Raw genomic sequence first — 26,188 nt, 5'->3', positions numbered from 1 at the left:
CTTTGTGGAACAAGGAAAACTAATATAAGTGCTTCTTGTTCCACAAAAAATAGTTTGCTATAAATTTTTAGCCAAAACTCTAAGATACTTAAATCTCTTCTAAAATATTTAGCATTTTTTTATGTATTTTTCTTACTTCTTCAATGTCATTATTAAGATGATTTAGATTATTACTTTCAATAATTATATTGGCTTTTTCATACAGTTCTTTATGAAGTATTTTTAATGTATTTAACTTGTGACTTTCTATTATAGAGCTTTTATCCATAGCCAAAAGCCATTGGTTTAGTTTACATTTAATATGATCTTGTTCTGGAATATTTGAAGTTTTTTCTTGAATAAAAAGATTAAATTTATTCATCCATTCATTATGTTCTACTAAAGCATATAAAACAGAAGTATCATCACGATTCATAACTTGACAATTGAGCCATTTTTCATTTACTTTAAACTCTTTAATCCAATTTATTATCTCATTCATTGGCATAGGCTTGGCAATAACATAACCCTGTGCAATTTCACATCCCATACGTAAGAGTAGAAACCCTTGCTCAATACTTTCAACTCCTTCAGCTATAACGTCACGTTGAAATGTATTTGCAAGATTAATTATACCGTTAAGAATAATTAAGTCATCTGTATCATGAAGCATATCACGTACAAAACTTCTATCTATTTTAAGCTCAGAAGCAGGAAGACGTTTTAGATAAGTTAAAGAAGAATAACCTGTACCAAAGTCATCTAGTGAAAATAATATACCTAGTTGGTTACAATCTTTCATCACTTGAATAACATGAGTAATATCTTCTAACGCACTTGTTTCAAGAATTTCTAGTTTAAAATCACTAGGATTAACTTTAGGGTATTTTAAAAGAAGTGTTTTAATATACTCAAGCACATTACCTTGAAGTAAATGCATCGCACCTATGTTGATACTAACAATAAAATTAAATCCTAGATTTTTCCATTCTTCGATATGCTTAATAGCCTCTTCAAGTACCCATTCTCCTATTTCTATACTTAAAGTATGTCCATCCACTATTGGTAAAAATTCTTCTGGTGTTTTAATCCCATAAAGGGGATCTTCCCATCTTATAAGTGCTTCCATACCTACTGTTTCACCAGTTTTCATATTAACTTTTGGTTGATAATAAAGTACAAACTCATTATTATAAAGTGCATTTTTTATATTTTCAATCTTCTCATGATGAGTTCTGATATTAGCATCCTCAATAGAATCAAATATATGAAATCTATTTTTACCTAAAATCTTTGCTTGATACATTGCTTGGTCAGAATAACGTATAAGTTGATCAGCATCTATATTATCTTTATAACTAAAGAAAGAGACTCCAATACTAGCACTCACATTCATAGTTAAACCATTATGATGAACTGCTTCAGAAGATGTTCTCAAAAGACGTTTAAGCATTGGTATACATTCTTCTTGTTTTTGTAAACCTATTAATACAGATACAAATTCATCTCCACCAATTCGTGAAATAGTATCACCATCACGAGTTACTTCATTCATTCTCGATGAAATTGTACTCAAAAGAATATCACCATGATCATGTCCATATAGATCGTTTATCTCTTTAAATCCATCTAAATCAATATATACAACCGCAAGCATAGACTTATTTCTTCGTGTTTGCGCCATTGCTTGATTCAATCTATCTGAGAATAATACACGGTTTGGTAATCCAGTAAGAGCATCATAATGAGCAATATATTCTAATCTTTTTTGTTGTTCTTTTGTTGATGTTATGTCTGAGAAAAGTGCAACATAATTTGAAATATTATTCTCACTATCTTTAACAGCACTAATTGTCAAAAACTCAATATAAACTGTTCCATTTTTATTTCTATTGCTTACTTCACCACTCCAATAACCTTGAGTGTTTATTGCTTCCCACATAACAGAATAGAATGTTTTTGAATATTTGCCAGAGCTTAATACTTTTGGATTTTTACCTATTAACTCTTCTTTAGAGTATCCAGTAATACCTTCTACGGCATTGTTGACTCTTAGAATTTTATTATCCCTTGATGTAATTATAATTCCCTCACGGCTATTTGAAAATACACTTGCAGCTAAACGTAACTTATCTTCATCTTTTCTGCGTATTGTAATATTTTCTCCAGCACTAAGTGTCCCAATAATAAGACCTTTATCATCTCTGAGATAAGTATTGTGCCATGCAATAAGATATTCTTTTCCAGATTTTGATTTAACTATATTTTCAAAGTACTCAGCCCCTTTCATATTTCCAGCCATAATATCCAAAAATACTGGATACACTTCTTCCATTCCTATAGGTTGAGGCAAACAAACATCAAACCATTGCTTCCCTATCAATTCTTCTTCTGAATACTCAAGAAGATCACATCCTTTACGATTAATAAGAATAATTTTCCCTGATTTATCCATGGAAATAATAATAGCTTCAACTGTTTGTAAGTACCTTTCAAAACGATCACGTTCCATAATGAGATTTTTTTCTAATTCTTTTTTTTCAGTTATATCCCTAGAGAAGCCAACACTTCCTATAATATTACCATCTAAAGTAACAGGAGATTTATAAGTTTCCATCCATAAGATATCTTCCTTAGATTGTACTTGTTCTTCAACATTCATTGGTTTTTTAGAGTTAAGAACTTTTTTATCATCTTTAGAATACAACTCAGCTAGCTCTTTTGGCCAAATATCATAATCAGTTTTTCCTATAATGTAATCTGATGAAGAAATGTTACAAGCATTCGAAAAAGGTTTATTTACAGCTAAAAACCTTCCTTTATCATCTTTAAGCCAGACAAGAAAAGGAAAATTATCTAATAATGCACGTTGATAATGCTCTTTTGTTTCTAACTCTTTTTGAGTATGTTTAAGATCTGTAATATCACGACCTACTCCTAAAACACCAATAATATTCCTATTGGCATCATATATAGGTACTTTTGTAGTATGTAATATCTCTTTATGTCCATCTATTGCAAAGGGAACTTGCTCTTCATTTACACTTGCTTTTCCACTTTCTATAACTTTTTTATCATTCTTGCGAAAAAGGTCAGCTAAAGATTTTTCAATAAAATCATAATCACTTTTTCCTACGATCTCTGATTCTTTTGCACCAAAAAAATCCTCAAAGCGATTGTTGCAGGCCATGTAGATTCCATCAGTGTCTTTTAACCACACCAAATCGGGAATTGCTTGGATAAGTGTTTTTAAGAAGCCTCGTTCATGACTAAGTGATTCTTGTGTTTTTTTTCTTTGAGAAACATTTACTAAAAGTTCACTAAACAAATGTAAAAGAGAAATTTCAATTTCAGTAAAAATATGCTGCTTCTTTACTGCATCAAAACCAACAAATCCTTTACAAACATTTTTTTCCATAAGTGGAAAAGTAACAAGACTTTTAATATCTTGAGGTACTAAGATATCTCTTATTGGGCCTTCAGGAAGAGCAAGAACATCTTGGATGAGTATATGTTCTCCTTTAGAGTGTATTTCAAGCCAATTTTTCATAAAAGCTATAGGAATATTTTTTAACTCTTGAATTTGTGGTTGAATATCTTTTTCACACCATTCATAGATATTTGAAGAAGTTTTATTTACAAAATCATAGTCAAATATATAAGCACGATCAACACCTACAAAGCTTGACATTTTTCCTAACGCGTCTTCAATTGCATCATCAATTTGTTCTATTGGTAGGTTAATAAAAGATGTTGAAAGTTCAATAAGTAGTTCTTGGTATTTATCTTGAGATGAAATTTTGTTTTCATAAATAGCATGATTTTTAATTTCACGCATTAGGTGTAATGTATTTTCAGATAAAGTAGAATATATAGATAAAATAATCTCAATAAGAATTTTACTTGAGCCACTCATTTTATCTTTTGCATACTTCTTTGCATCATCAATATTTAAGCCCTCTTCTAAGCCAAATACTACATGAGACATATAACGATCACTTTCAAGTATATGTGATGCGAGCCATTTGGCTAAAAATTTTAAGGTACTATCAGCAAGTTCATGTAAAGGTTTAATATTTTGTTGTTGTTTTAACTCTAAAATTGTATCAATAAACTTTTGATGAATAGCCTCATGCTCTACTTTAGTAGAATCATCATCCATATGTTTATGCCAAATAGATTCTTCTGTTTCAAAGTGATATACAGTATATTCAATAAGTTCATCTAAGATATCATTGAGTTTATCATTTGTTGATTGGTAAGCAAGCATAGTTGCAAGACGATTCAAAATTATTACAAGTTTACGGTGTTGATTATCAATAATTTCAATACCAGTATTAAAATGATTATCCCATGGAAAAATATCTATATTTTGCATTAATCAACTCTTCACATATTAAAATTATTACTAGAATATCAATATTTTATTTAAATGTGCATTAAAATAATGAAATAAATATTAGTAGAAGTTTCATAATCTGTACCTTTGAAAGATGCTCCAAATTTTAAGTCTTTTTGGAACAAGCTTTTTCTTAGTAAAACTACTTAACTTGATATCTAAACAGTATAAGATTATCTAAAATAAGATTACTAGATCAGATAAATGAAGCACCTGAGCCTGAAAATTGTTCTTGGAAGTTCATATATGATCTTTTATTATCAACACCAATTTCATCTTCTGTATATTCTACAGCTTTTGGCCAAGATAAATATTTTTCATTTGATTTCCAATTTAAAGGAATATCCCAATGTAACGAATAAGTTTCTTCATACTCATCCGATCCTTTTGTATTACAATTTTTTGTTATTCTTTTATTTCCATCTTCTTTTACACAACTTAAGTCATAAATAGGAGAGGTATAAAATGTTTGAGCTTTCCAATTTGAATTTGTAATAGTTCCATCAGAAAAACTAGCAATTAATCCACCATCACCAGGATGAAAAGCTTTACCTCTATTACTTTCACTACCTAAACCAGAGTTTTCTTCCCAATCAACAACTTTAATTGCAATTTCGTATGGTCTTTTAACTTTAAATTTTACAATACTAGAGTTAAAAGGTGTAAAAGGAACAGAATCAACACCTACTAATTTATCATTGATAAATAATTCAAAATAATTATCTGCAAATATATAAGCTGTAACAACTTCCCCATCTTCATCAATTTGAGCTACAGGAACAGATGATAAGTCAACTTGGGCTAAAGATTTTGGCTTTACATTAGAACATTCATTATATAAGTCACTAGCAAAGTATTTTTTATCATATTGCACTTTTCCTGGTACTGTAAACTCTTTTTCATTAAGAGTATGAATACCTATTGGTGATGTTCTTGAACGACCATTTTCACAAGTAAATAAATTTTCTGTTTGCACTTGTGCTTTTCCTTTTATTATATATGCTGTACTTGAATCATTTGCAAAAGCAAGTAAAGATGTTAAACATAATATTGATATCAATGATATGTGTCTTATTTTCATTGTAATTTCCTTAAATTTTTTTATTGTAATTAAACTATAATTAACAAATATTTTAACTATTATTTTCTAGTTTTGCTTCTTCAAAAGCATAAAATGAGTCTAGTATTTTCTTTTTCATAAATTAATTGTAGCAAGTAATCTTTAGATTTTTATTAATAAGGCTTCCAAGGAAAGTATATTTTAAGACTAATGATGTTAAATTTCATATAGCATTCAAGGAAACTAAAAAAACTAGAATAAAATGATAAATAAACAGATGATAAAAAGGAAAATATCATGAATAAATCTAAAAAACTATTTTCATTAGCAACAGTCATTTCTTTAGCATTATTTACTGGTTGTACAACAACACAATCAAGTGTTCAAGTTGAAAAAATCACTAGTGTAAAAAATGTTCATTTACCAGATACTGGTCAATCAAAGCAATACGATACAAAAGGTGAAGTACTAAATGCATCAAAATCTAGTTTTTACACTGGACAAGATGCTTCTATTAAAGGTGTAAAATTAAGTTATCATGATAATGGTGATGGAACTATTACTGATTTAAATACAGGACTTATATGGCAAAAAGCTCACGACTTTACACGACGTAACCTTGAAGAATCAAAAAAACATGTAGAAGGTATGACTTTAGGAGGATATGATGATTGGCGTATTCCATCAATAAAAGAGCTTTATTCTTTAGCAAACTTTGATGGTGAATTAATGAAACCAGAGAGTGGAAAAGAGAGCACACCTTATATTGACACTAACTATTTTGAATATCAATATGATAAAAGGTTGATATTTGCAGGTCAATTTTATTCAAGTACAGTTTATGTAAAAAATGATGTTCAAAATTTCACTAAAAATGGTGGACTTCAAGGTGTATTTGGTTTTAACTTTTCTGATGGACACATAAAATCATATGAAACTGGTAAATTCTTTGATGGAACTACTATTAAAGATAGTGATGGGATGTTTGTTCCTGGTTGTTTTGTTCGAGCAGTAAGAGGAAATACTACACTATATGATATGGAATATATTGACAATAAAGATAATACAGTAACTGATAAATCAACTTCTCTAATGTGGTCTAAAAATGATAGTGGTATGAAAATGAACTGGATTGAGGCTCTTGAATATGCAAATAAATCTAAGCTTGCAGGATATAATGATTGGCGTTTACCAAATTCTAAAGAATTACAAAGTTTAGTAGATTATGAAAAAAAGATTTTCCAGCTATTAATACTGAGTTTTTTAATACTACATTAAAATCATTTGAATCACCAAAAGATGCTTATTATTTCTGGACAAGCACAACTCAAGGGGATTTTAAATATACAGGAGCTTATATATCATTTGCACAAGCTTGGAGTAAAAAGAATTCAAAAGCAACAGAATACTTTGATTGGCATGGTGCTGGAGCGCAAAGAAGTGACCCCAAAATAGGTAAACCTGCTGATTATGAATTAGCTTCAGATATGGCAAGTGATTATATTTCAATTAAAAATTGGGTTAGACTGGTTCGTGATGAACCACAAAGTGATGAAAAGTAAATATTTCTAAAAACAAGTTCAACTCTATGTGATTGTTAGCTTCCTTAAATAAACTACGATAATTAGGCACTTATCAATTAAAATCCAGCGTTAATATCAAACGCTTTTCATTGTCTGGAACTACAGGTGAACGGTGGACTAAGCCTGTATTTTCATTGCCTTCCCAAAGTGTACCTTTGAGTAATGCAACATCGCCACAACTTAGTTGCTGGATATCACTTTCACTTTGGTAAAGACCCGATTCACTATCAGGCAAGCCATTACTACCCCACCCTAGTTTTGTGTGATCAATCACCTCGTGTGGTAGCCATTCTGAGGCTATACTTTGATAAGTTGTCACAAGGCGGCAAGGCACTCTATCAACATGAAACTTAGGGCACATCGCTTGATCTAAAACATTCAAGCACATGGCAGCTTGTTTAAGTTCAAATAAATAACAAAACATATCCACAAGATTGGCAATATCTTCGCTCACTTCGGTCATATTGTTATTAAAAGATTCGCTAACACGTGAGAGTGCGTCTTGTGGAGTTAAGATCATTTTTTTTTCAAATGTAGGATTTAATTCCAAAAACGTTTTCACTGAATTTTGCAAAGCCGTAGATAACTTACGCTGCCAAATAGCTATATTGATATCTGATTGATAGATATCACCAAAAACCGTTGGATTATTATCCTGCGCCCTATATCCATAGGCTACAGGCATTGTTTCAAAAGGTTTGGAGCTAATAGATTGACCAGCAAAATTGAAATTCTTTTCATTCAGCATTATTCTTCCCTTTTATGCAACTTTGTCGCATTTAATTTTAGAATTATAATATAAATTATTTAAATGCAACTTAGTTGCAGTACTTTAAATCAATAAAATAATATGTTCCTAAAAGAGATATAAAGTTATAAGACTAACTTATAATTGATGAATATCATTTTTTTATCTTTTTATTTTAATTATACTTTAAAAAACAAAAGGATAAAAATTGAAAATATTTCTATTAGTCATTTTTCTTATTTTAGAATTAAATGCAAATGATTATATAAAAAGCAATACTTGTAAAGCTTGTCATCCTACTATTTATTCAGAGTTCTATAACTCATCACATAGAAAATCATCAATACATGAAGACCCTATTCACAAAGCTGTATGGAATTTACATCCAAATAAAAAAGATGAAAAATATACTTGTGCAAAGTGTCATACACCAACAGACCTAGAGCTTTTAAATAATCTAAAAAATGATAAAAAAGCCCTTCCTATTAAAAATGAAGTACAAACACAAGAAGCTATTTCATGTGTATATTGTCATAGTATTAAAAATATTGAGGAACATTCAAAAGTTAATGACAATAAATTAACAGACAAAAACAAAGTTTATTATTCAGCTAATGAAGAAAATAAAAAATTAAAAGATAAAAAGTTTAAAAATGAATCATCAATGTTTGGAATGATGAAGAAAAAATCCGGTTCTCCTTTTCATCATATTGATTATTCAAATAAAGACTACTACACAGGTAAAATGTGTATGGGATGTCATAATAAACTTCAAAATAATAATAGTTTCAATCTATGTGAAGTTGATATGAAAGCTGTTGATATAAAGGAAGAAAAAAATTGTATCTCATGTCATATGCCTAAAGTCGAAGGAAGTGCAACTTCTATAAAAATTACAAAGACTCACAGATTTCATGGATTTTCAAGTTCTACAAATAATCAAGATTTATTAGCAAAGTATATAAAAATTGATTTTAAACAAAATCTTAGTAATTTTGAAGTATCAATTAAAAATGAAGCTACACATAACTTATTTTTACAACCTCTTAGAGTTGCTATGTTGAAAATATCAATACTTAAAGATAGTAAAGTTATAAAAAAAGAAGAAAGAAGTTTTGTAAGAATAATTGGAAAAGATGGAAAAGCAACTATGCCTTGGCTTGCGAATAGTGAAGTAAAAAATACAATGATTAAAGCTAAAGAAAAAAGAGTTTTAACTTTTGATTACAAATTAGATAGCTCAAATACAGTAGAAGTTGTTTTTGGATATTACAAAGTAAATCCAAAAGTACTAAAAAAACTAAAACTTGAAAACCATAAAGAAAGTACAACTTTTAATGTTTTAAAAAGTGAATTTTATAAAGCACAATAATTAAAAGAAAAAGAGTTGAATTATGATAATTCAACTCCACATGATGCACACTCTTTTCTAAACCATCCTCGACCAGGAAATTTTCCACATTTTGGGCATTTCCATAGAAAAATAGTAAACCCTAAATACAATACAAAACCTGCAATAGCAGCATTAAACCATGTTTGTTCACTTTGTCCAAATATTTCTGTTAAACCTTTTACTTTCATCACAATATTTGGTGTTAAAAGTATAAAAAACAAAAATGCAACTATTTTTGCATTTAATATAACTTTGGCAAACTCTTTTTTTACTTCTTCATTTTTCATTTTTTATCCCTAATTTTTTCTAATGTATTATATGTTAAATTTATAAAAACATGATAAAATCTGCACAAAGACACAATAAAAAGGATTTTAATGGCTAAAAGTGCAACTGCAAGACATATTTTAGTAAATACTGAAAAACTAGCAAAGAAATTAAAAAAAGAGATAATACAAAATGATATTACATTTGAAAAAGCTGCTAAAAAGTTTTCTAAATGCTCTTCAGGAAAAAGAGGTGGTCATTTAGGGACATTTTCAAAAGGTGATATGGTTAAAGAGTTTGATGATGTAGTTTTTTCAAAAGAATTACTAAGAGTTCATGGACCTGTTAAAACACAGTTTGGTTTTCATTTAATAGAAATTACTTCAAGATATTAAAAAATTATCTATTTTTTAATATCTTCTGTGAGTAAGGATATATTGAATAGCTGATTTTTTTGTAATAAATCAAGTACTGCTACAACTTTTTCATATCTTACATCTTTATCAATTCTAAATATTATATTTCTTGTTTTGTCTTCTATTTCAAACATTTTTTCATGTAACTCATCTAAAGAAATTTCTTTACCGTAAACAGCTAATTTCTTTTCACTTATTTCAATAATTATTTCTTTTTTCTTTAATTCAATCTCTTTTGCACTTGATGTAGGAAGATTTAAAACTAATGCTAATTCATCTTTTTTGAATACTGATGAAACAATAAAAAATATCAATAAAATAAAAACAACATCTATTAATGGAGTGATATCAGGTACTAATATTTCTCTTTTTTTCATAATCTTTTTAAAACCTCTTTTTGAAGTTTAAGTTCAATTGAATCTAATATTCCATAAATATAGTTATAACCTATATAATGAGGAATAGCAACAATAAGACCTGCAACTGTTGTAATAAGTGCAATTGATATTCCATTTGAAAAAATACTAGGATCCCCTAGCCCACTTTTTGTAATAGAATCAAAAGAGTTTAATACACCAACAACTGTTCCTAATAAACCTAGTAAAGGTGCAATTGAAGCAATAATTTTAACAGTATTTAATCCAAATTCCATTTTTTTTATTTTTCTATTAATAATATTATCAATGGATTCTTTTTGTAAATCTTTGTTTGATTCTTTTACAAAATCTATAATTTCATTGATAGTTTTTTCTTTTCTAAACTTTGAAAATGAAAGTTGTATAATCTTCCAAAACATTATTGTAAAACCAATTACATTCAAAAAAATAAGGACATATACAATAATCCCACCTCTATTTATATAACTTAATAAATCTATTTCCATTTATTTTAACTCCTTACTATTTTATAAACTACAGGAACTGTTATATCCCAAGTTGATTTTTTTAATTCTTTTGGGATTGGGTCGAATTTTTTTATATTTGATAATATTTTTAAAGTAGCTTTATTCAATCTTTTGTATTTACTACTTTTAGAAATTTTTACATTTCTGATTTCTCCATTTCTCCCTATTGTAAAACTAAGATAAACTTTTCCCATTTGTTTTAATCTTTTTGCAGATTTAGGATATTTCTTATTTTTTTCTATTAATCTTTTTACTTTTAATAGATACTCATTTGTTATAGAATTAAGTACTTTTTTGTTTATCTCTTTTTCTTTTTTCTTTACTTTTGGACTAATAGTTTGAGGTTTAACAACTTCTTTATAAACTTCTTTTGGTTTTTCTTTTGGAATATCTTTTATAGTTTTTTTAACAACTTTTTTCTTAATTATCTTTTTTTTGACAACTTTTTTCTTTTTCTTATAACGTTTTTTTTCTTTCTTAATCATATTCTTGCTTTTAGTTTTAGTAAGTTTTTTCTTTATAATTTCTTTTTTAATAACTTTTTGTTTTTCTTCTACTACTGGTTCAGGTTTTACTTCTTGTTTTTTAATAACAACTTTATTTAATTTTATTTGTACGTTATTATTAGTAGGTTTAGGTGCTATTACAATTTTTTCTTCTTTTACTTTTAACTGCGCAAAAAGATAAATGTGTGTTGAAACTACAAGAATTAAAATGATTAAAAAGCTTTTTTTATTTTCCATTTGCGAATCTTATTACAATATTGATAACAATTATCTTAATTGATAATTAAATTTAAAAAATTTCCCAAAGACTAATGATAACAATTATCATTTTTATTTAAATTTAAGAATAGCTTTGTTAATATCCGATTAACATTTTGTTAACAATTAATAAAAAAAACAATGGAAGTCTAATGAAAGTAAATGAAAAAAAAATTCATAGCAAAGAAATATTTAATCGGTCAAAAATTATTACTATTGTTCATGATGGACAAGAGTATCAATTAAGAGTAACAAAAGCGAACAAATTAATTTTAACAAAATAAAAAAATATATAGCAAGCAATAATCTTACAATTCTCCAAGACAAATAGCCAGCCACAATTTCAATTTAAAATAATTATTAACTAAGGAAAAAAATGAAAATAACAATTGCAAAAAGTGTTGCAGCATTATTAGTGGCTAATATTTCATTAAGTGCAAATGAAAACAGTTTACTAGATGATATTACAGTTAGTTCTGCTGCTGGATATGAACAAAAATTAGCAGACGCGCCTGCTAGTATTTCTGTTGTATCAAAAGAAGATTTACAAAAAAAACCATATACAAACTTACTTGATGCCGTAAAAGATATCGAAGGTGTTGATATTGGTGAAACTAGAGATAAATCAGGACAAGGAAGCATTAGTATTAGAGGGATGGGTTCTGATTATACACTTATTATGGTTGATGGTAAGAAACAAAACAACAATGGTGATATCTATCCAAATAATTTTGGTGGATTCCAAAGTGCAAATTTACCACCACTTGAAATGATAGAGAGAATTGAAATAATTAGAGGTCCAATGTCTACACTTTATGGTGCAGATGCTATGGGTGGTATTGTAAATATTATCACTAAAAAAATCTCTAATGAATGGACAGGATCTTTTACTCATGGTAAAACTTTCCAAAGTCAAAGTGAGTTTGGAAATGATACTACTTCTGATATTTCTTTAATGGGTCCACTTGTAAAAGATAAACTAGGTTTAAGCTTAAGAGGAAGCTATTATGATAAAGAAGAATCTAAACCTGTAAATGATGATAGTGGTTTTGGTGGTGCCGGGCAAACTATGGACAATCAAAATTGGTCATTCGGTACTGGTTTAACATTTACTCCTAATGATAAGCATACAATCAGGGTTGATTATGATATTTCAAAACAGAAATATGATAACAGTGAAGGACAGGTTGGAACAATTGACTCATATGAAACTATTTTTGATACACAAAGAGTTGGATATGCCGAAACTCAAAGAATGGAAAGAGAACAATACTCTATTTCATATCAAGCAGATTGGGATTTAGGAAAAAGTACAATAGGTGCCCATCATATTGAATCAAATAACTTTGGAAGAAGTTTACCTTTAAACGCTTCACAAAGAAAATTTGTTGCAGATAATACAGATGGTAATGGAGAAGATTGGCAAAGTGTTGATGAAGCACTAGCTAATGCAGAGTTTGCAGCATTATTGCCAAGAGGACCAAGAACATTAAAATCTCAAAACACTACTTATGATGCAAAGTTTGAAATGCCTTTAGCAAATCATTTTGTAGTTGTAGGTGCTCAATATGTTCAAGGTGAAGTTGAAGATGGTGTATTTGGAATGTCAGAAAATGCTGTAACAGAAGCTGGAATTGTAAGTGATTATAATCAATGGGCATTATTTACAGAAGATACATGGATGATTACAGATAACTTTACATTTACAACAGGTCTTAGATATGATAATCATGATGCTTTTGGTAGTAATGTAAGTCCAAGAGCTTATGCAATTTATGATTTAAATGATAACTGGACATTTAAAGGTGGTGTTTCAACTGGTTATAAAACACCTGCTACAACAGATCTTTATGATGGAGTTACTGGTTTTGGAGGACAAGGAACTAGACCTTGGTTTGGAAATCCTGATTTAAAACCAGAAAAAAGTTTGAATAAAGAAATTGCTGCATATTATTCTCATGAAAATGGCCATAATTTTAATGTGACATTATTCCAAAATGATTTTAAGGATAAAATCGAAAGAACTGATATTAGTGTAGACGTACCTGATGAATGGACTGGGTTTGGTGTAATTGCTGGTCAAAAACAAAATATTGGTGATGCAGTTATAAAAGGTATTGAAATCGCTGGAAAATACAATATTACAAATAATTTAGCTTTAAAAGCTAACTATACATATACAGATTCAAAAAGAGATGATACAGGAAACCCTTTAGGTTCAAACGCAGAACATTTATATAGTGTGATAGTAGCTTGGCAGGTTAATTCTAAACTTGATACATTCCTTAAAATGTCTGGTGAAAAAGGTAGATGGAGAGATTCTGACGAAGGTGAAGCTATAAAATACTATGATGACTTCCAAATGTTTAATTTAGGTGGATCTTATAAACTATCTAAAAATGTAACATTTAACGGTGCAATCAATAATTTATTTGATAAAGATTTTACGGGCACTACTTATTCGTCATATGAAGATGATGTTATTGATGATTATAACTTAGCTCAAAAAAGAAGAGAATTTTGGTTAAGTATGAATGTAACATTCTAAAAATTAAGGAATTTTAATACATGCATAAAAAAATATGGTTTAAAATACATTTATACCTAGGTTTAACAGTGGGAATTATTCTTATGATTATAGGAATTACAGGAACTTTATTATCTTTTCAAAAAGAGATTATATGGTTATTTAATAAAGATAGTTATGTAGTTGAAGTTATAGGAGAGAGATTAAGTGAAAAACAAATTATTGATAACTTTAACTCAAAATTTCCTAAAGCTAAAATCAAAGCTTTAACAATAAATAGTGATCCAAGTTCTTCTGTTGTAATAAATATCGCATCAAATGCAAAAGGAAAAGCAGGAAGAAGAGGTATTAATTATTATATTAATCCTTATAATTCTGAGATTTTACCAAATGTAGAAGGTGCAAAAACATTTAAATTTATTGAAAAAATTCATAGAGGACTAATTGTAGGTGATGTTGGAAAACAAATTGTAGGTGCAAGTACTTTATTACTATTAGTTTTAATGTTAAGTGGTGTTGTAGTTTATTTCCCAAGATTGAAAAAAGCATTTTTCAAAAGCTTTACTTTTAAATTTAAACATAAAGGTAGAAGTTTTTTATCTACTATGCATAGCGCCCTTGGAATGTGGGTACTTCCATTTTATCTAGTATCTACAATAACAGGATTATCTTTGTCTTATCATTGGTTTAGTGATATTCTTTACAATAGTGCAGGAGTTGAAAAAAAATCTCATAAAAAGCATTCAATGAAAAATGCTGTACTTAATATGGTACAAAATAGACAAAAAGAAGACTTATCATCACAAAAAATACAAAATGTATTTGATTTATTTAAAGAAAATATAACAAATTATTCAAGTGCTAGTTTAAAGTTTGAAGCTAAAAAAGATGTTTTTACATTAAATTATCTTAAAAAAGAACCACAACACTATAGAGCAAGAAATGAGATTTCTTTAGATTTAAAAAATAATACAATTGTAAAACATGAAGAGTTTTCTAAACAACCTTTAGAAGAAAAACTTCTTAAAAGTATGATACAGGTTCATACAGGTGAGTATTTTGGAAGAATTGGTCAAATATTGATGTTATTAGCCTCATCAACTATGGCACTATTTACAATTACTGGATTTATGATGTATTTCCAAAGAAGAAAGAAAAAATCAAACTAAAGAGTAATTTTACTCTTTAGTTTGTTCTCTTAATTTATCTTTCTTACTTTTTCTTTTTCCTTTTATAGGAGCTTTTCCTTTTTCTTTTTCAATAACAGTTCCTACTAATTCAAACCCTTTTATTTGTTCTCTTTCAAGTTTAATTTTTGCACGTTTTTCTATTAGTTTAAAATGTTCACTATTTTCTAAAGTAATAAATGAAATTGCTAAACCCTCTCGCCCTGCTCTTCCACTTCTTCCAATTCTGTGAATATAATCAGCAGGGGAACGAGGTAAATCAAAATTAATAACACAAGAGATATTATCAATATCTAAACCTCTTGCTGCAATATCTGAAGAAAAAAGAATTTTGATTTTTTTCTCTTTGAATTCTTTTAATGTATATTCTCTATCTTCTTGAGATAAATCTCCATGAAAAGACTCAGCATCGAAGTTGTATTTTCTAAATTTTGCTGCTATGTTATTTGCTGCTCTATTATTAGCCATAAAAACCAATACTTGTTCCCAAGAGTTAGAAGAAATCAATTGTCTTAATAAAGCATTTCTATTTTCCATATTTACTTCAATAGCTCTTTGTTCAATTAGTTCAACCGTTGGCTGCTCATTTTGAATTGAAACTTCAATAGCATTTCTTGTAATCATTGAAGCTATTTGTTTCATTTTTTGTGGATAAGTAGCTGAGAATAGTAAATTTTGTCTTTTATTTGGTAATTGTTTTAAAATTAATTCTAATTCTTCTGCAAAACCTAAATCAAGCATTTTATCAGCTTCATCTAAAACAAAAAATTCTAAATTTTCTAAATTAATTTGTTTTTTATCAACAATATCAAGTAATCTTCCAGCAGTTGCAACAACAATATCACAACCTTTTTGTATATCTAAAAGTTGTTCACCAATACTTTGTCCTCCAATTACACTTACAATTTTTAAAGTTTTATCAAATTTTGAACTAAAAGTTTTAAAAATATCTGCTATTTGTAAAGTAAGTTCTCTTGTAGGAGCTAAAACTAGTGTTCTTATTTTTGCTTTACCCTCTTTTTCATTTAATAAATAGTGATTTAAAATAGGTAAAACAAAAGCAGCTGTTTTTCCACTTCCAGTTTGTGCCCGTGCAATAATATCATCTGCTTGTAAAACTAGAGGTATTACTTTTTCTTGTATTGGCGTTGCGTTTATATATGAGTTTTCTTTTAGTGCTTCTTCTATTTTTTCATTTAAATTAAACTCTTGAAATATCATATATTATTATCCTTTTATTTTATAAACGCATTTTAAGATTTTTTGCCTTTGGTAAAGGTTTCTTTGATTTTAATCAATGCAATCTATTATATTTTTTTGTATATTTCACAAAAACAAAAGGATTTATTATCACTTTTTCAATTATACATTTAATACATTTTTTCGCAGTATTTATTTATGGTGGTTTTTTATTTATGGATAATTTATTTTTATCTAAAATGTCACAAACATTAAACGAAGAAGAAAATGCAAAAGCAAGAGAAGCATTTATGATGCATGTACGTAAAGTTGTACCGTGGTCATTATTCGTTGCAGTAGGAACTGGTATATATTTAATTATTCAAGTTTTTGGACCAATTAGTGAAGATGGCTTAAATAGTTTTCAAATAATGTTAAGTATAAAAGCATTTTTTGGATTATGGTTAGGAATTAGAGGCTTCAATCAAAAGTTTTTTAAAATACAACCCTTTGTATTTACATCACATGTGTTTCCATTTTTATGTGTAGTCTTAATTATATTTATTTCACAAGTTATGTATTTGTAATTGTATTTACACAACTCCAAGCGTTCAAGTAATTTGAACTGCTTGTTTCTTTTTTCTCATTTCCTACATTTGTAATAATTTTTATATTTAATTTTTTACAAATATCCCATTCGGCAATAGTTTTTTCATCATATCTATCACCACCTTTAGTAAAAAAGCTAGGTTTTATTCTCTCTAGTGCTTCTATTACAGTAGAATCATTTTTAATTTCAAAAGGAATTACATAATCAACATTTTTAATAGATGAAACAATCAAACACCTTTGTTCTAGACTCATAAAAGCTTTGCCTTTTTTCTCTTCTAAAAAGCTATCGCCATTTACAATTACAACTAAAGTATCGCCGTATTTTTTTGATTCTTGAAAACATGAAATATGACCAAAATGAATTGGGTCAAAACCACCTGAGGTACAAATAATTGAACCTAAGTTAGCTTTGATTTTATCAAACTCATCAAAGCTTAAAATTTTCGCTAATTCTTCCATAATAATTTCACTTAAACATAAATAGAATCATCATCAAAGTGCTGTGTTGATACTTCAAATATTTCTGATTCTTCTGCAATTCCAATAATTTGATGTTTTGTTCCTTTTGGAATATCTAAAACATCTCCTTTGCTCATTTCTAATTCTTCTATTTGTTCATCTTTTGAAACAATTTTCACTAAAATTCTTCCTTCTTGAATATAAAAAGTTTCATCTTTTAATTTATGATAATGTAACGATGAAGATTTATTTGCTTTTATTACTAATATTTTTCCGCAATACTTATTAGAATTATGAAGCCAGATTTCACGTCCCCAACTTTTTTGCTTGATTTTTACAGGTTTACTTACTTGCATTAATCTCTTTACTAGAAGATTTATCTACATCTTCATCATAAATAGCTTCATCATTTACATTTTCTAATTCATCATAAACTTTATCAACTGAAGCTTTATACTCTTCATAAGTTTTATGTGACATTTGTCCTTTTTTTAACTCTTCTTCAAATCTTTCTTTTGTCATATATACTCTATTCATTTTTTCTTCCTATATTTATTTTAGCTATTTTGTTTTATTCTTTTGGGCAATCCACTGAGACATATATTTTGTACTTGCCATACTATGATGACGAAGCATTGAGCCTGTGAAGTTATTTATCCTATGCTCATTAATATTAGAATATACCTCATCAACTTTTTTTAATAAAGCTTTTCCTAATACTTTTTTATCATATTTTGCTTTTAATAAAATATGTGAGTTTTGTTTTGCTTCATTCCATTTATTTTCATCATTATATAATTCAACAGCTTTGTTTACAAACTCTTCTATATCATCACTTATAAATCCAGGCCATTTTTCATTTTCATACATGCCTTCACTTCCGACACTTGTTGTAGCACTTGGAGTTTGAGTAATCATTGCATCTAAAAGTTTTCCTTTTATTCCTGCACCAAATCTAATAGGGGCTAAACATACACGTGAGTTTTCTATAACTTCATAAGCATCATTGGCCCAACCTTTTACTAAAAATCCTGTTTTAGGATTATTTAAAGCTGTTGCTTTTTGTGGTGGGTATGAACCATAAATATGAAGTTGTGCTTTTGGAAGTTCTTTTCTTATCATTGGCCATATTTTTTGTAAATATAAAACTACATCCCAATTTGGAGCATGTCTAAAGTTTCCAATAGTCATAAAGTGTTCACGTTGTACGTATGATTTTGCAACTTTAGGAAGTTCTTCTAAATCTACCATAAAAGGTAAATGATGAAGTAAACTTTCATCAATTTTAAAAGTATCTTTTAATAATTGCATTTCAAAAGAAGAAATAATCAAAGAAATATCACATCTTAAAATTGCAGAGATTTCTCTTTTTGCTAAATCAGATGATAATAAATCAGCATTAGTCATATCTCTATTTTCTTTTAAAGCTTGGTGTCTTGCATTTCGTAAACATTGTAAGTCTTCAGTATCTAATATCTTTAAAGCCTTCGGACAATTTTTTTCAACTCTCCAAGCAAACTGCTCTTCCATCATAAATCTATCAAAAAGTACATGACTTGGATTAAACTGTTTTACATACTCATCAAAGCTATCATCATTTAATTCAATAGAAGAGGAACTTATCCCCTCTTTTTCTAAATCAATCATATGAATTGAATGAGCACAAGGAGTACAAAACTCAACTTTATAGCCATCTTCTTTAAATAGCCTCATAATAGACATAATATGACTTCCAGCTGCTGAAGATTTTGGTTCAGGCCATACATAACCTATTACTAAAAGTTTTTTCATTTCATCCATTTTTTTATTTCTATACTTAAATCTTTTGGTACTTCAAGTGGAACATTATGACTAGTTCCTTCTCTACTTATTAGCTTTATATTATGCTTTAATGTTTTTAATTTTGCTATTGATTTGTGATTTAATAATCTGTCCTTATCACTATAATAAAACCATATAGGTAAATTCAGACCAACACTTAGTCTAACTAGGTCTTCAAGTAAATCAACTCTATTAAACGTAGAAGTTAGTTGAGAAATAAAAGTCTCTTTTCCTAAATCCATAAACATATCTTGAATAGTAGTTATTAACTCAACATCATTTTGATTTTGTTTTTCTACTAAACTTATAGCTTTTTCATAAGCTAAGCCTTTAAAGCCCTCTTTTTCTATTACAGCAAACTTTTCTCTTCTTCTTTCAATCTCAGCTTCTTCAGAAGCTCCAGGAGTTGCTGCTACCATAAATAGCTTATTTACTCTGTTTGGGTATGTAACAGCAAAATATGATGCAATATAACCTCCAAGAGAGAAACCTAATAAGTTTATTTTCTCTTCTTTAAAGCTAGCTTCTAACATATCAAGTACTTCATCAAAGTCACTACTATGAGGAATTGGAACATGTACTAATTCATACTCATCTAAAAAAGGTATGATTCTACTCCATAGTCTAACATCAGTCATAAGTCCGGGAATTAAATATATTTTTTCTTTCATACGCGTATAATATCTAAAGTTTTTTAATTTAATGGTTTATTAATTATGATTAGCTAACATATCAAATGAATAATAATTTACAAATGGTTTATACCTATCACAATGAAACAAAACACTCGCAACAAAGATACGCAAGGTCTTTAGGTTATATGGATTGGGCAACGCAACCAGATCCTTATCGAATATATTTAGATACAAAAACTACAAAACTACCATTATCTTTTGACAATAATACTTTAGAATACTCACAAATTTTTCAAAAGCCAAAAGATAAGTCATTATGTGCTCCTTTATGTATAGAAGCTATATCACAATTTTTTCAGTTCTCACTAGGACTTGCAGCTATTAAAGAATATGAAACACAATCTTGGGCTTTAAGATGTAATGCCTCAAGTGGTAACTTACAACCAAGTGAAGCATACATACTTTCAAATGACATTCAAGGCCTTGTTGATGGTTTACATCACTACTCTCCTAAAAATCACGAATTAGAACAACTATCCAGTGCAAAAGAACTTCCAATACCTAAAAACACTTTTTTAGTTTCTCTTTCTTCTATTGTTTGGAGAGAAGCTTGGAAATATGGTGAGCGGTCTTGGAGATATACACAACTAGATTGTGGGCATGCTTTAAAAGCTTTAGAAGTTTCTGCATCAATTTTAGGATGGAAAATAGAAGTATTAAATGTAAAAGATTCACAACTTGAAAAGTTTTTAGGTTTAGATCAAAAGCATAGATATATAAAAGAAGAGCGAGAATTAGCTGATATGTTAATACTTGTATCTTTTGATGATTCAAATATTGATACAAAAGATATTAACCTTGATGAAATACAAAGTAAACTTCAAGAAGAATATGAAGGAAAAGCAAATCAACTTAGTCTTTCTTGGCACAAATGGGATATTTTAGAAAAGATTGAAAACTCAACACTTAGTGATGATTTAGAAATTAAAGCTTTTACAAATACAAAATATGAAGAAAACCCATATAGACAGCCATCATTTACTGCAAAAGATGTCGTTTTAAAAAGACGTTCTGCTCAAGTTATGAATAAAGATGATTGCACTATTACTAAAAAAGAGTTTGAAACTATTATTGGATCTATTAAATCTCATGATTCATCTGTTCATTTAGTTATGTTTATACATAGTGTTGAAGAATTAGATGCTGGTCTTTATATATTAGTACGAAATAAAGAACATAAAGAACAATTACAAAGTTTATTAAAAGAAGAATTTCTTTGGGAAACAGTTGATACAAATGCAGGAGAATTATATAAATTAGAAGAGGGAAATTTTAAATTTTTAGCAAAAGCAATTTCTTGTGACCAAGATATTGCAAGTCACGGAGCATTTTCTTTAGGAATGTTATGTGAGTTTATGAATCCACTTGAAAAACATGGACCTTCAAAATATAAACAATTATATTGGGAATGTGGAGCTATTGGACAACAGTTATATTTAGAAACAACATCATTACAATTATCAGCAACAGGAATTGGGTGTTTCTTAGATGATATTTTACATGGAACAATTGGACTTAAGACAAATCACTTCCAATCGCTTTATCATTTTACAATTGGTCGAGGTTTAATTGATAGTAGATTAACTACAAAAGATCCATATACAAAAAGATAAGAGTTTTCTCTTATTTTTTTGTCATTAATCCTAACGCTCCAAACTTACCATTTTCATAATACCATTTATACTCTGCATTATTATTACTAGTTGTTGAAAGAGTTAAAATACCATTATCTATACATTTACTTTTACCATAAGTTATATTTTCTCTAAATTTTACTTGTGTTTTTGAAGAGTCCAGAAGAGTTAAAATACCACCACAATTTAAAGAGGGATAAGAAACTGTATAATTATTGTTTTCGATATTTACTTTTACTGACCATGTTACATTATTATTGAATTGCTTTGCTTTTCCAATCCAAGTTCCTTGAATATTCTTTGTTACTAAATTAACATTTTTAGTCGATATATAATTAGTTTTTGAACTTGTACATCCTGTTAAAGTTATGATAGCAGAAGCTGCAATTATAATATTTTTCATTTGTTTCCTTCTTTTACTTATTTAATAAATTATAGAAGAATATTCTTTAATTATTAATCTATAATTAGCTAGAATCACAAAAAAATCAGGAAATTATTAATGAATTCACGAAATCTATTTATATTTACACTCCTTATCATCATAGCAACTTATCTTTTTATATTTGGACAAGATAAAACAATAGAATTAATAAAGAATGAGTATTTATTTGTCTTAGCTTTGATCCCTATTACTTTATTACTATTATATTTTAAGATTAAACTCAAAGGAAAAGAGTTAATTGATTTTAATAAAAATAATGCAATATCTTTGAAAAGTACTATTATGTTTTTTTTGATATTTCAAGTAATTGATTATATTAGTGAAGATGGTTTTATTGGAATGATTAGCTTATGGTTTTTATATTGGGTAATGGGTTTAATAGCCTACTTGTTAATGGAAACTATTAATTATTATAAGAATTACAAAGCTAGGTCTATTTAGACACTAGCTTTTTTATCAAATTCTTCTTGATATTTTCTCATACCTGCGTTTATTTCTGAGTATTGTTCTGCTGTAACATCTTCATCTTGTGACCATTTTACTTCGTCTATTCGACCACCATAAGATAAACCAAACTCTTCGATTGTTTTAGAAAACTCCTCTAAGTCATTACATCTTTGTGTTTTATCTATTACTGTGTCAGTTAAATCAATAAACCAATCATGTGGGTTTTGTCCATTACATTTTATTTTTGCTTCGAAAATTACGCTCATTAGATACCTTTGATTTTTATTTTTGCATTATAACAAATTTAATTTAAATTCACTAAATATATATTTCCACTATCAGTTGAAATATATATATCTGCATTTGGAGATTCAACTACATTTCTAATTCTTTCATTTAAATTATTAAAAAGTCTATTTTCTTTTATTACTTTATCGTTTTTATCTAAAACTATTTGATTTAGATGTTGGAGTTTTAAAGCTCCAGAAAATAAATTTCCTTTTAAATTTTTATATTTTTTTCCACTATATGAAATTAAAGAACTAGGTGCAATTGAAGGAATAAAAGCTTTAATACTGTCTACATAATTTTTATTACTACGATATTCTCCTACATACATTGGATTCCAGTACTCTTTTCCTTTTGAAACAATTGGCCAACCATAGTTAGCACCTTTTTTTATAACATTAATCTCATCACCACCTCTTGGTCCATGTTCATTTGAATATAGTTTTTTACTATTCATATCAAAAAAGAGCCCTTGTGGATTTCTATGCCCATAAGAATATATTTCATCTAAGGCATTAGCATTATTTACAAAAGGATTATCTTTTGGAATTGAACCATCAAGATTAAGTCTTAAAATAGAACCTGCATGAGTTTTTAAATCCTGACCATTATCTCTATTTCCTCTATCTCCAATTGAGAAAAACAAGTGCCCTTTATCATCAAAAGTTATTCTACTTCCAAAATGATGAGAAGCACTTGAGCTTGATTTTGTTACTAATAAATCTTTTATATCAACTAAACTATCAGCTTTTAGTTTTGCTCTTGCCAATGCAGTTGCCCCAAAACCATCTACATTTTTTGAATAAGTAAAATAAATCCAGCCATCTTTATTTTGAATATCAAGTAATCCACCCTGTCCTGAATATAAAACCTTTGGAACATTTTTAATATTTAATTTTTCATTTGTTTTTAAATTTATTAAAATTATCTTTCCATTTTTTTGTGAAATAAGTAATTTATTCTCATCTAAAAAAGTCATTCCCCATACAACTCCAAGGTTTGAGGCTATATTTGTAACTTGCATTTGTGCAAATATAGGGACAATAGTTAATAATATAAAAAATAGTGCTCGCATAATCTCTCCTAAAAATATTTAGTATATTATAACACTATAAAAAATTAATATACAATTTAATTTTAGAACAACATATGGATGAACATATTTTAGGATATACTGATATATAAATTTGAAGAAAGGAAATATTATGGCAAAAGGTAAAGACGTTCAAAAAGCTACAAAAACAGCTTCTACAAAATCATTAAAAGAAAAAAGAGCTGAGAAAAAAGCTAAGAAAAATTCTAAATAATAAAATTTAACTATTTTTTTAAAGGTGTCAGAAAATAAGGTTAGTTATTCTGACATCAAAACTTATTTATTCGGAATCAGAGCTTGAAGATTCTTCTTCAGTTTCATCTTTTGTATCAGCATTTTTTAAAGCTTCTTTTTTCTTTCGTTTTTCTTCTTTTTTCTTTTGCTTTTCTAATTCACGTGCGCGTTTTTCATAATTATAATTAACTTTAGCCATTATCAATCCTGTTTTTTCTCAGTATAACAAAGCACCTAGACATTTGTACTTAAATATATAAACATTTATATAAAAAACTTATTTTAACTTTATAGGAAGTAATGATAAAAAGCTCAAAGCTTCAGGTAAAGAAAACTGTGCTTTTTGTAAATCATTACTTTTTGGATCAATCAGATAATTTCTAGATGTTTCAAAATTTGCTTTTTTCATATTATTACTTATAAAGACACTTTGCTCCAAACTACAATTATGAAAAACTGCACTTTCTAGATTACACTCTTCAAAACCTGTATCACTTATTAAAGAATCAATAAATTTCATTTTTCGTAAATCTAAAAGATGAAAAGAGTTTTGAGAAATATTACAAGTATCAAATTTTACATCAAAAGGTTCAACACATGAACTCCAAGAAATTCCTAAAAGTTTTGAATTTTCAAAATTCACATCATTAAAAGTACAGCTTTTTAATTTAGCAAGAGATAAATCACAATTTATAAAAGTACATTCAGTAAACTTACAATTATCAAAAACAGTTTTTGAAAAATCGCACTTGATAAATGTACAATTGTCAAAGTAAATTGCATCTAGATATTTATCTTTATATTCTGTAAATTCTTCTTCCCAATAATCATTTGTTTTAAACATGAAACTCTTTTTTTGCTAATTTTATCATATTTAAAATAAAAAAAAATCTAAAATTTTAAGTAAAAAAGTCCTATTTTTGGTATATTTTCAATAAAATTGATTAAATTAGTTCATTATTCTTGTATATTTAATGAAATTTAGTTAGAATAACGGTAATTGAAAGATGATTTAGAACTTCATTTATGGCATGCTTTATATTGATAACCTACAGTTGCAGTAAAATCACACCACAAGATAGATTCATAAGTTAGATTTTAGACAACAAACAAAAGGAAATAATATGGCATTAGTTAACGGAACAGTAAAATGGTTCAATAGTGAAAAAGGTTTTGGATTTATTGAGCAAGAAGATGGTGGAAAAGATGTATTCGTACACTTCAGAAACATTAATAATTCAGGATACGGAAGAGTATCTTTAGAAGACGGTCAAAAAGTTACTTTCGAAGTAACTGAAGGTGAAAAAGGTCTTCAAGCAGAAAACGTTACTCCTCAATAGTAACTTCTTCATTTATAAGCGGTTTCATCCGCTTATAAACTTTTTTAAAAAACAAACTACTTTTTAATGAAATTATTCAATTTTAAAAATCAATTTTCTTCACAACTATTAAATGAAACTGTTAATCATCCTAATATTGAAATAGGAGTATTCTCTTATTACTCAGGATATCATCACCAACACGATTTTGTAGAGTGTGCTAGATATTTACACGATAAAAGAAACGATGTTGATAAGCTAATTATTGGCTCATATTGCTCAATTGGTTCTGGTGCTGTTTTCATGATGGCAGGAAACCAAGGACATAATACACAATGGCTTAGTACTTATCCTTTTTTCTTTCAAGCAAATATTTTTAAAGATGCAAAAAACGGTTTTGAAAAAGCAGGTAATACAGTAATAGAAAATGACGTTTGGATAGGCAGTGAAGCAATGATCATGCCAGGAGTTAAAATTGGAAATGGAGCAATTATAGCTGCAAGAGCAGTTGTAGTAAAAGATGTAGCCCCATATACAGTTGTAGGAGGAAATCCAGCAACACTTATTAAGTCAAGATTTGAAAAAGAAGAAATAGAACAATTACTTAAAATGAACTGGTGGAATTGGAGCGAAGATAAAATAAAAGAGTGTATGCCTCTTATTTGTAGCAGCGAAATTTCAAAACTATTTGATTATTGGACTTTAAATAAAAATACTCTAAATTAAATTTTTAAC

The 26,188-nt window shown here is 28.0% G+C and carries 29 protein-coding genes; 11 read left to right on the top strand and 18 right to left on the bottom strand.

The window, feature by feature from the left end; genetic code table 11:
• Positions 1–88 precede the first annotated feature (88 nt).
• Both D3Z07_RS01205 and D3Z07_RS01200 read right to left on the bottom strand, forming a co-directional pair.
• Complete coding sequence (locus D3Z07_RS01205) at positions 89–4,357, bottom strand: bacteriohemerythrin (protein ID WP_122892866.1); 4,269 nt, start codon at positions 4,355–4,357, stop codon at positions 89–91.
• A 217-nt stretch (positions 4,358–4,574) separates the two neighbouring features.
• Positions 4,575–5,459 carry a hypothetical protein gene (locus tag D3Z07_RS01200; protein ID WP_122892865.1) on the bottom strand — a complete coding sequence of 295 codons (885 nt, stop codon included), beginning with the start codon at positions 5,457–5,459 and terminating at the stop codon, positions 4,575–4,577.
• A gap of 276 nt (positions 5,460–5,735) precedes the next feature.
• Here D3Z07_RS01200 and D3Z07_RS01195 point away from each other — a divergent pair, with 276 nt between their 5' ends.
• A complete protein-coding gene (locus tag D3Z07_RS01195; protein WP_122892864.1) occupies positions 5,736–6,716 on the top strand; it encodes an Lcl C-terminal domain-containing protein in 981 nt (326 codons plus the stop codon).
• A gap of 357 nt (positions 6,717–7,073) precedes the next feature.
• On the opposite strand, the gene D3Z07_RS01190 is transcribed toward D3Z07_RS01195, so the two are convergent.
• Positions 7,074–7,769, bottom strand: coding sequence for a DUF1826 domain-containing protein (locus D3Z07_RS01190; protein WP_122892863.1), 696 nt, complete (start codon positions 7,767–7,769; stop codon positions 7,074–7,076).
• A gap of 208 nt (positions 7,770–7,977) precedes the next feature.
• Here D3Z07_RS01190 and D3Z07_RS01185 point away from each other — a divergent pair, with 208 nt between their 5' ends.
• Positions 7,978–9,141 carry a multiheme c-type cytochrome gene (locus D3Z07_RS01185; protein ID WP_076087274.1) on the top strand — a complete coding sequence of 388 codons (1,164 nt, stop codon included), beginning with the start codon at positions 7,978–7,980 and terminating at the stop codon, positions 9,139–9,141.
• Positions 9,142–9,161: 20 nt separating this feature from the next.
• Here D3Z07_RS01185 and D3Z07_RS01180 read toward each other — a convergent pair whose 3' ends face one another.
• Complete coding sequence (locus D3Z07_RS01180; RefSeq protein ID WP_076087276.1) at positions 9,162–9,449, bottom strand: hypothetical protein; 288 nt, start codon at positions 9,447–9,449, stop codon at positions 9,162–9,164.
• 90 nt (positions 9,450–9,539) lie between these two features.
• On the opposite strand from D3Z07_RS01180, the gene D3Z07_RS01175 reads away from it, so the two are divergent.
• On the top strand, positions 9,540–9,824 hold the full coding sequence (locus tag D3Z07_RS01175) for a peptidylprolyl isomerase (RefSeq protein WP_076087278.1): 285 nt from the start codon (positions 9,540–9,542) through the stop codon (positions 9,822–9,824).
• A gap of 8 nt (positions 9,825–9,832) precedes the next feature.
• Here D3Z07_RS01175 and D3Z07_RS01170 read toward each other — a convergent pair whose 3' ends face one another.
• The 3 genes from D3Z07_RS01170 to D3Z07_RS01160 are packed head-to-tail and all read right to left on the bottom strand — an operon-like array spanning position 9,833 to position 11,492.
• Positions 9,833–10,222, bottom strand: coding sequence for an ExbD/TolR family protein (locus tag D3Z07_RS01170; RefSeq protein ID WP_076087280.1), 390 nt, complete (start codon positions 10,220–10,222; stop codon positions 9,833–9,835).
• Complete coding sequence (locus D3Z07_RS01165) at positions 10,219–10,728, bottom strand: MotA/TolQ/ExbB proton channel family protein (RefSeq protein ID WP_083657216.1); 510 nt, start codon at positions 10,726–10,728, stop codon at positions 10,219–10,221. The genes D3Z07_RS01170 and D3Z07_RS01165 overlap by 4 nt, the downstream gene beginning before the upstream one ends.
• 5 nt (positions 10,729–10,733) lie before the next feature.
• Entirely contained in the window at positions 10,734–11,492 is a 759-nt protein-coding gene (locus tag D3Z07_RS01160; protein WP_122892862.1) for an energy transducer TonB, read from the bottom strand.
• Positions 11,493–11,665: 173 nt separating this feature from the next.
• Here D3Z07_RS01160 and hemP point away from each other — a divergent pair, with 173 nt between their 5' ends.
• The 3 genes from hemP (at position 11,666) to D3Z07_RS01145 (ending at position 15,209) form a co-directional block, all read left to right on the top strand.
• Positions 11,666–11,797: a hemin uptake protein HemP gene (hemP, locus tag D3Z07_RS01155; RefSeq protein ID WP_076087282.1), complete on the top strand. Its 132-nt coding sequence runs from the start codon at positions 11,666–11,668 to the stop codon at positions 11,795–11,797.
• 92 nt (positions 11,798–11,889) lie between these two features.
• The gene (locus D3Z07_RS01150) at positions 11,890–14,061 is read left to right on the top strand and encodes a TonB-dependent receptor domain-containing protein (RefSeq protein ID WP_122892861.1); all 2,172 of its coding nucleotides are present in this window, start codon (positions 11,890–11,892) and stop codon (positions 14,059–14,061) included.
• A 20-nt stretch (positions 14,062–14,081) separates the two neighbouring features.
• Positions 14,082–15,209, top strand: coding sequence for a PepSY-associated TM helix domain-containing protein (locus tag D3Z07_RS01145; RefSeq protein ID WP_076087288.1), 1,128 nt, complete (start codon positions 14,082–14,084; stop codon positions 15,207–15,209).
• 9 nt (positions 15,210–15,218) lie between these two features.
• On the opposite strand, the gene D3Z07_RS01140 is transcribed toward D3Z07_RS01145, so the two are convergent.
• Positions 15,219–16,448, bottom strand: coding sequence for a DEAD/DEAH box helicase (locus tag D3Z07_RS01140; RefSeq protein ID WP_076087291.1), 1,230 nt, complete (start codon positions 16,446–16,448; stop codon positions 15,219–15,221).
• Between the two features lie 194 nt (positions 16,449–16,642).
• On the opposite strand from D3Z07_RS01140, the gene D3Z07_RS01135 reads away from it, so the two are divergent.
• The gene (locus D3Z07_RS01135) at positions 16,643–16,993 is read left to right on the top strand and encodes a hypothetical protein (protein WP_228200560.1); all 351 of its coding nucleotides are present in this window, start codon (positions 16,643–16,645) and stop codon (positions 16,991–16,993) included.
• On the opposite strand, the gene D3Z07_RS01130 is transcribed toward D3Z07_RS01135, so the two are convergent.
• The 5 genes from D3Z07_RS01130 to D3Z07_RS01110 are packed head-to-tail and all read right to left on the bottom strand — an operon-like array spanning position 16,980 to position 19,969.
• Positions 16,980–17,477: an adenylyltransferase/cytidyltransferase family protein gene (locus tag D3Z07_RS01130; RefSeq protein ID WP_083657220.1), complete on the bottom strand. Its 498-nt coding sequence runs from the start codon at positions 17,475–17,477 to the stop codon at positions 16,980–16,982. The genes D3Z07_RS01135 and D3Z07_RS01130 overlap by 14 nt on opposite strands.
• Positions 17,478–17,488: 11 nt before the next feature.
• Complete coding sequence (locus tag D3Z07_RS01125; RefSeq protein WP_122892860.1) at positions 17,489–17,833, bottom strand: cupin domain-containing protein; 345 nt, start codon at positions 17,831–17,833, stop codon at positions 17,489–17,491.
• Positions 17,820–18,014, bottom strand: coding sequence for a hypothetical protein (locus D3Z07_RS01120; RefSeq protein WP_076087295.1), 195 nt, complete (start codon positions 18,012–18,014; stop codon positions 17,820–17,822). The genes D3Z07_RS01125 and D3Z07_RS01120 overlap by 14 nt, the downstream gene beginning before the upstream one ends.
• Before the next feature lie 24 nt (positions 18,015–18,038).
• Positions 18,039–19,277 (bottom strand): glycosyltransferase, encoded by a 1,239-nt coding sequence (locus tag D3Z07_RS01115; protein WP_206423291.1) that lies wholly within the window; start codon positions 19,275–19,277, stop codon positions 18,039–18,041.
• The gene (locus D3Z07_RS01110) at positions 19,265–19,969 is read right to left on the bottom strand and encodes an alpha/beta fold hydrolase (RefSeq protein WP_122892859.1); all 705 of its coding nucleotides are present in this window, start codon (positions 19,967–19,969) and stop codon (positions 19,265–19,267) included. Before D3Z07_RS01110 ends, D3Z07_RS01115 begins: the two co-directional genes overlap by 13 nt.
• Before the next feature lie 65 nt (positions 19,970–20,034).
• Between D3Z07_RS01110 and D3Z07_RS01105 the strand changes: the two genes are divergently transcribed.
• A complete protein-coding gene (locus D3Z07_RS01105; RefSeq protein WP_122892858.1) occupies positions 20,035–21,606 on the top strand; it encodes a SagB family peptide dehydrogenase in 1,572 nt (523 codons plus the stop codon).
• A 10-nt stretch (positions 21,607–21,616) separates the two neighbouring features.
• Here the strand turns inward: D3Z07_RS01105 and D3Z07_RS01100 are convergent, their stop codons facing one another.
• Positions 21,617–22,030: a hypothetical protein gene (locus D3Z07_RS01100; RefSeq protein ID WP_122892857.1), complete on the bottom strand. Its 414-nt coding sequence runs from the start codon at positions 22,028–22,030 to the stop codon at positions 21,617–21,619.
• Positions 22,031–22,129: 99 nt separating this feature from the next.
• On the opposite strand from D3Z07_RS01100, the gene D3Z07_RS01095 reads away from it, so the two are divergent.
• On the top strand, positions 22,130–22,513 hold the full coding sequence (locus D3Z07_RS01095) for a hypothetical protein (RefSeq protein WP_122892856.1): 384 nt from the start codon (positions 22,130–22,132) through the stop codon (positions 22,511–22,513).
• On the opposite strand, the gene D3Z07_RS01090 is transcribed toward D3Z07_RS01095, so the two are convergent.
• From D3Z07_RS01090 to D3Z07_RS01080, 4 genes are all read right to left on the bottom strand, one after another.
• Positions 22,510–22,785: a hypothetical protein gene (locus D3Z07_RS01090; RefSeq protein ID WP_076087305.1), complete on the bottom strand. Its 276-nt coding sequence runs from the start codon at positions 22,783–22,785 to the stop codon at positions 22,510–22,512. The genes D3Z07_RS01095 and D3Z07_RS01090 overlap by 4 nt on opposite strands.
• Positions 22,786–22,823: 38 nt before the next feature.
• A complete protein-coding gene (locus D3Z07_RS01085; RefSeq protein WP_122892855.1) occupies positions 22,824–23,882 on the bottom strand; it encodes a PQQ-dependent sugar dehydrogenase in 1,059 nt (352 codons plus the stop codon).
• Between the two features lie 298 nt (positions 23,883–24,180).
• Positions 24,181–24,333, bottom strand: coding sequence for a hypothetical protein (locus D3Z07_RS13815; protein ID WP_164707179.1), 153 nt, complete (start codon positions 24,331–24,333; stop codon positions 24,181–24,183).
• A gap of 78 nt (positions 24,334–24,411) precedes the next feature.
• The gene (locus tag D3Z07_RS01080) at positions 24,412–24,978 is read right to left on the bottom strand and encodes a pentapeptide repeat-containing protein (RefSeq protein ID WP_122892854.1); all 567 of its coding nucleotides are present in this window, start codon (positions 24,976–24,978) and stop codon (positions 24,412–24,414) included.
• A gap of 280 nt (positions 24,979–25,258) precedes the next feature.
• On the opposite strand from D3Z07_RS01080, the gene D3Z07_RS01075 reads away from it, so the two are divergent.
• Together D3Z07_RS01075 and D3Z07_RS01070 are read left to right on the top strand one after the other, a co-directional pair.
• A complete protein-coding gene (locus D3Z07_RS01075) occupies positions 25,259–25,474 on the top strand; it encodes a cold-shock protein (RefSeq protein WP_076087311.1) in 216 nt (71 codons plus the stop codon).
• Between the two features lie 66 nt (positions 25,475–25,540).
• A complete protein-coding gene (locus D3Z07_RS01070) occupies positions 25,541–26,179 on the top strand; it encodes a CatB-related O-acetyltransferase (RefSeq protein ID WP_122892853.1) in 639 nt (212 codons plus the stop codon).
• Positions 26,180–26,188 lie beyond the last annotated feature (9 nt).

It is taken from the genome of Arcobacter peruensis (assembly GCF_003711085.1).
Taxonomy (GTDB): Bacteria; Campylobacterota; Campylobacteria; order Campylobacterales; family Arcobacteraceae; genus Poseidonibacter; species Poseidonibacter parvus.
This window is presented reverse-complemented; position numbering and strand designations above follow the sequence as displayed.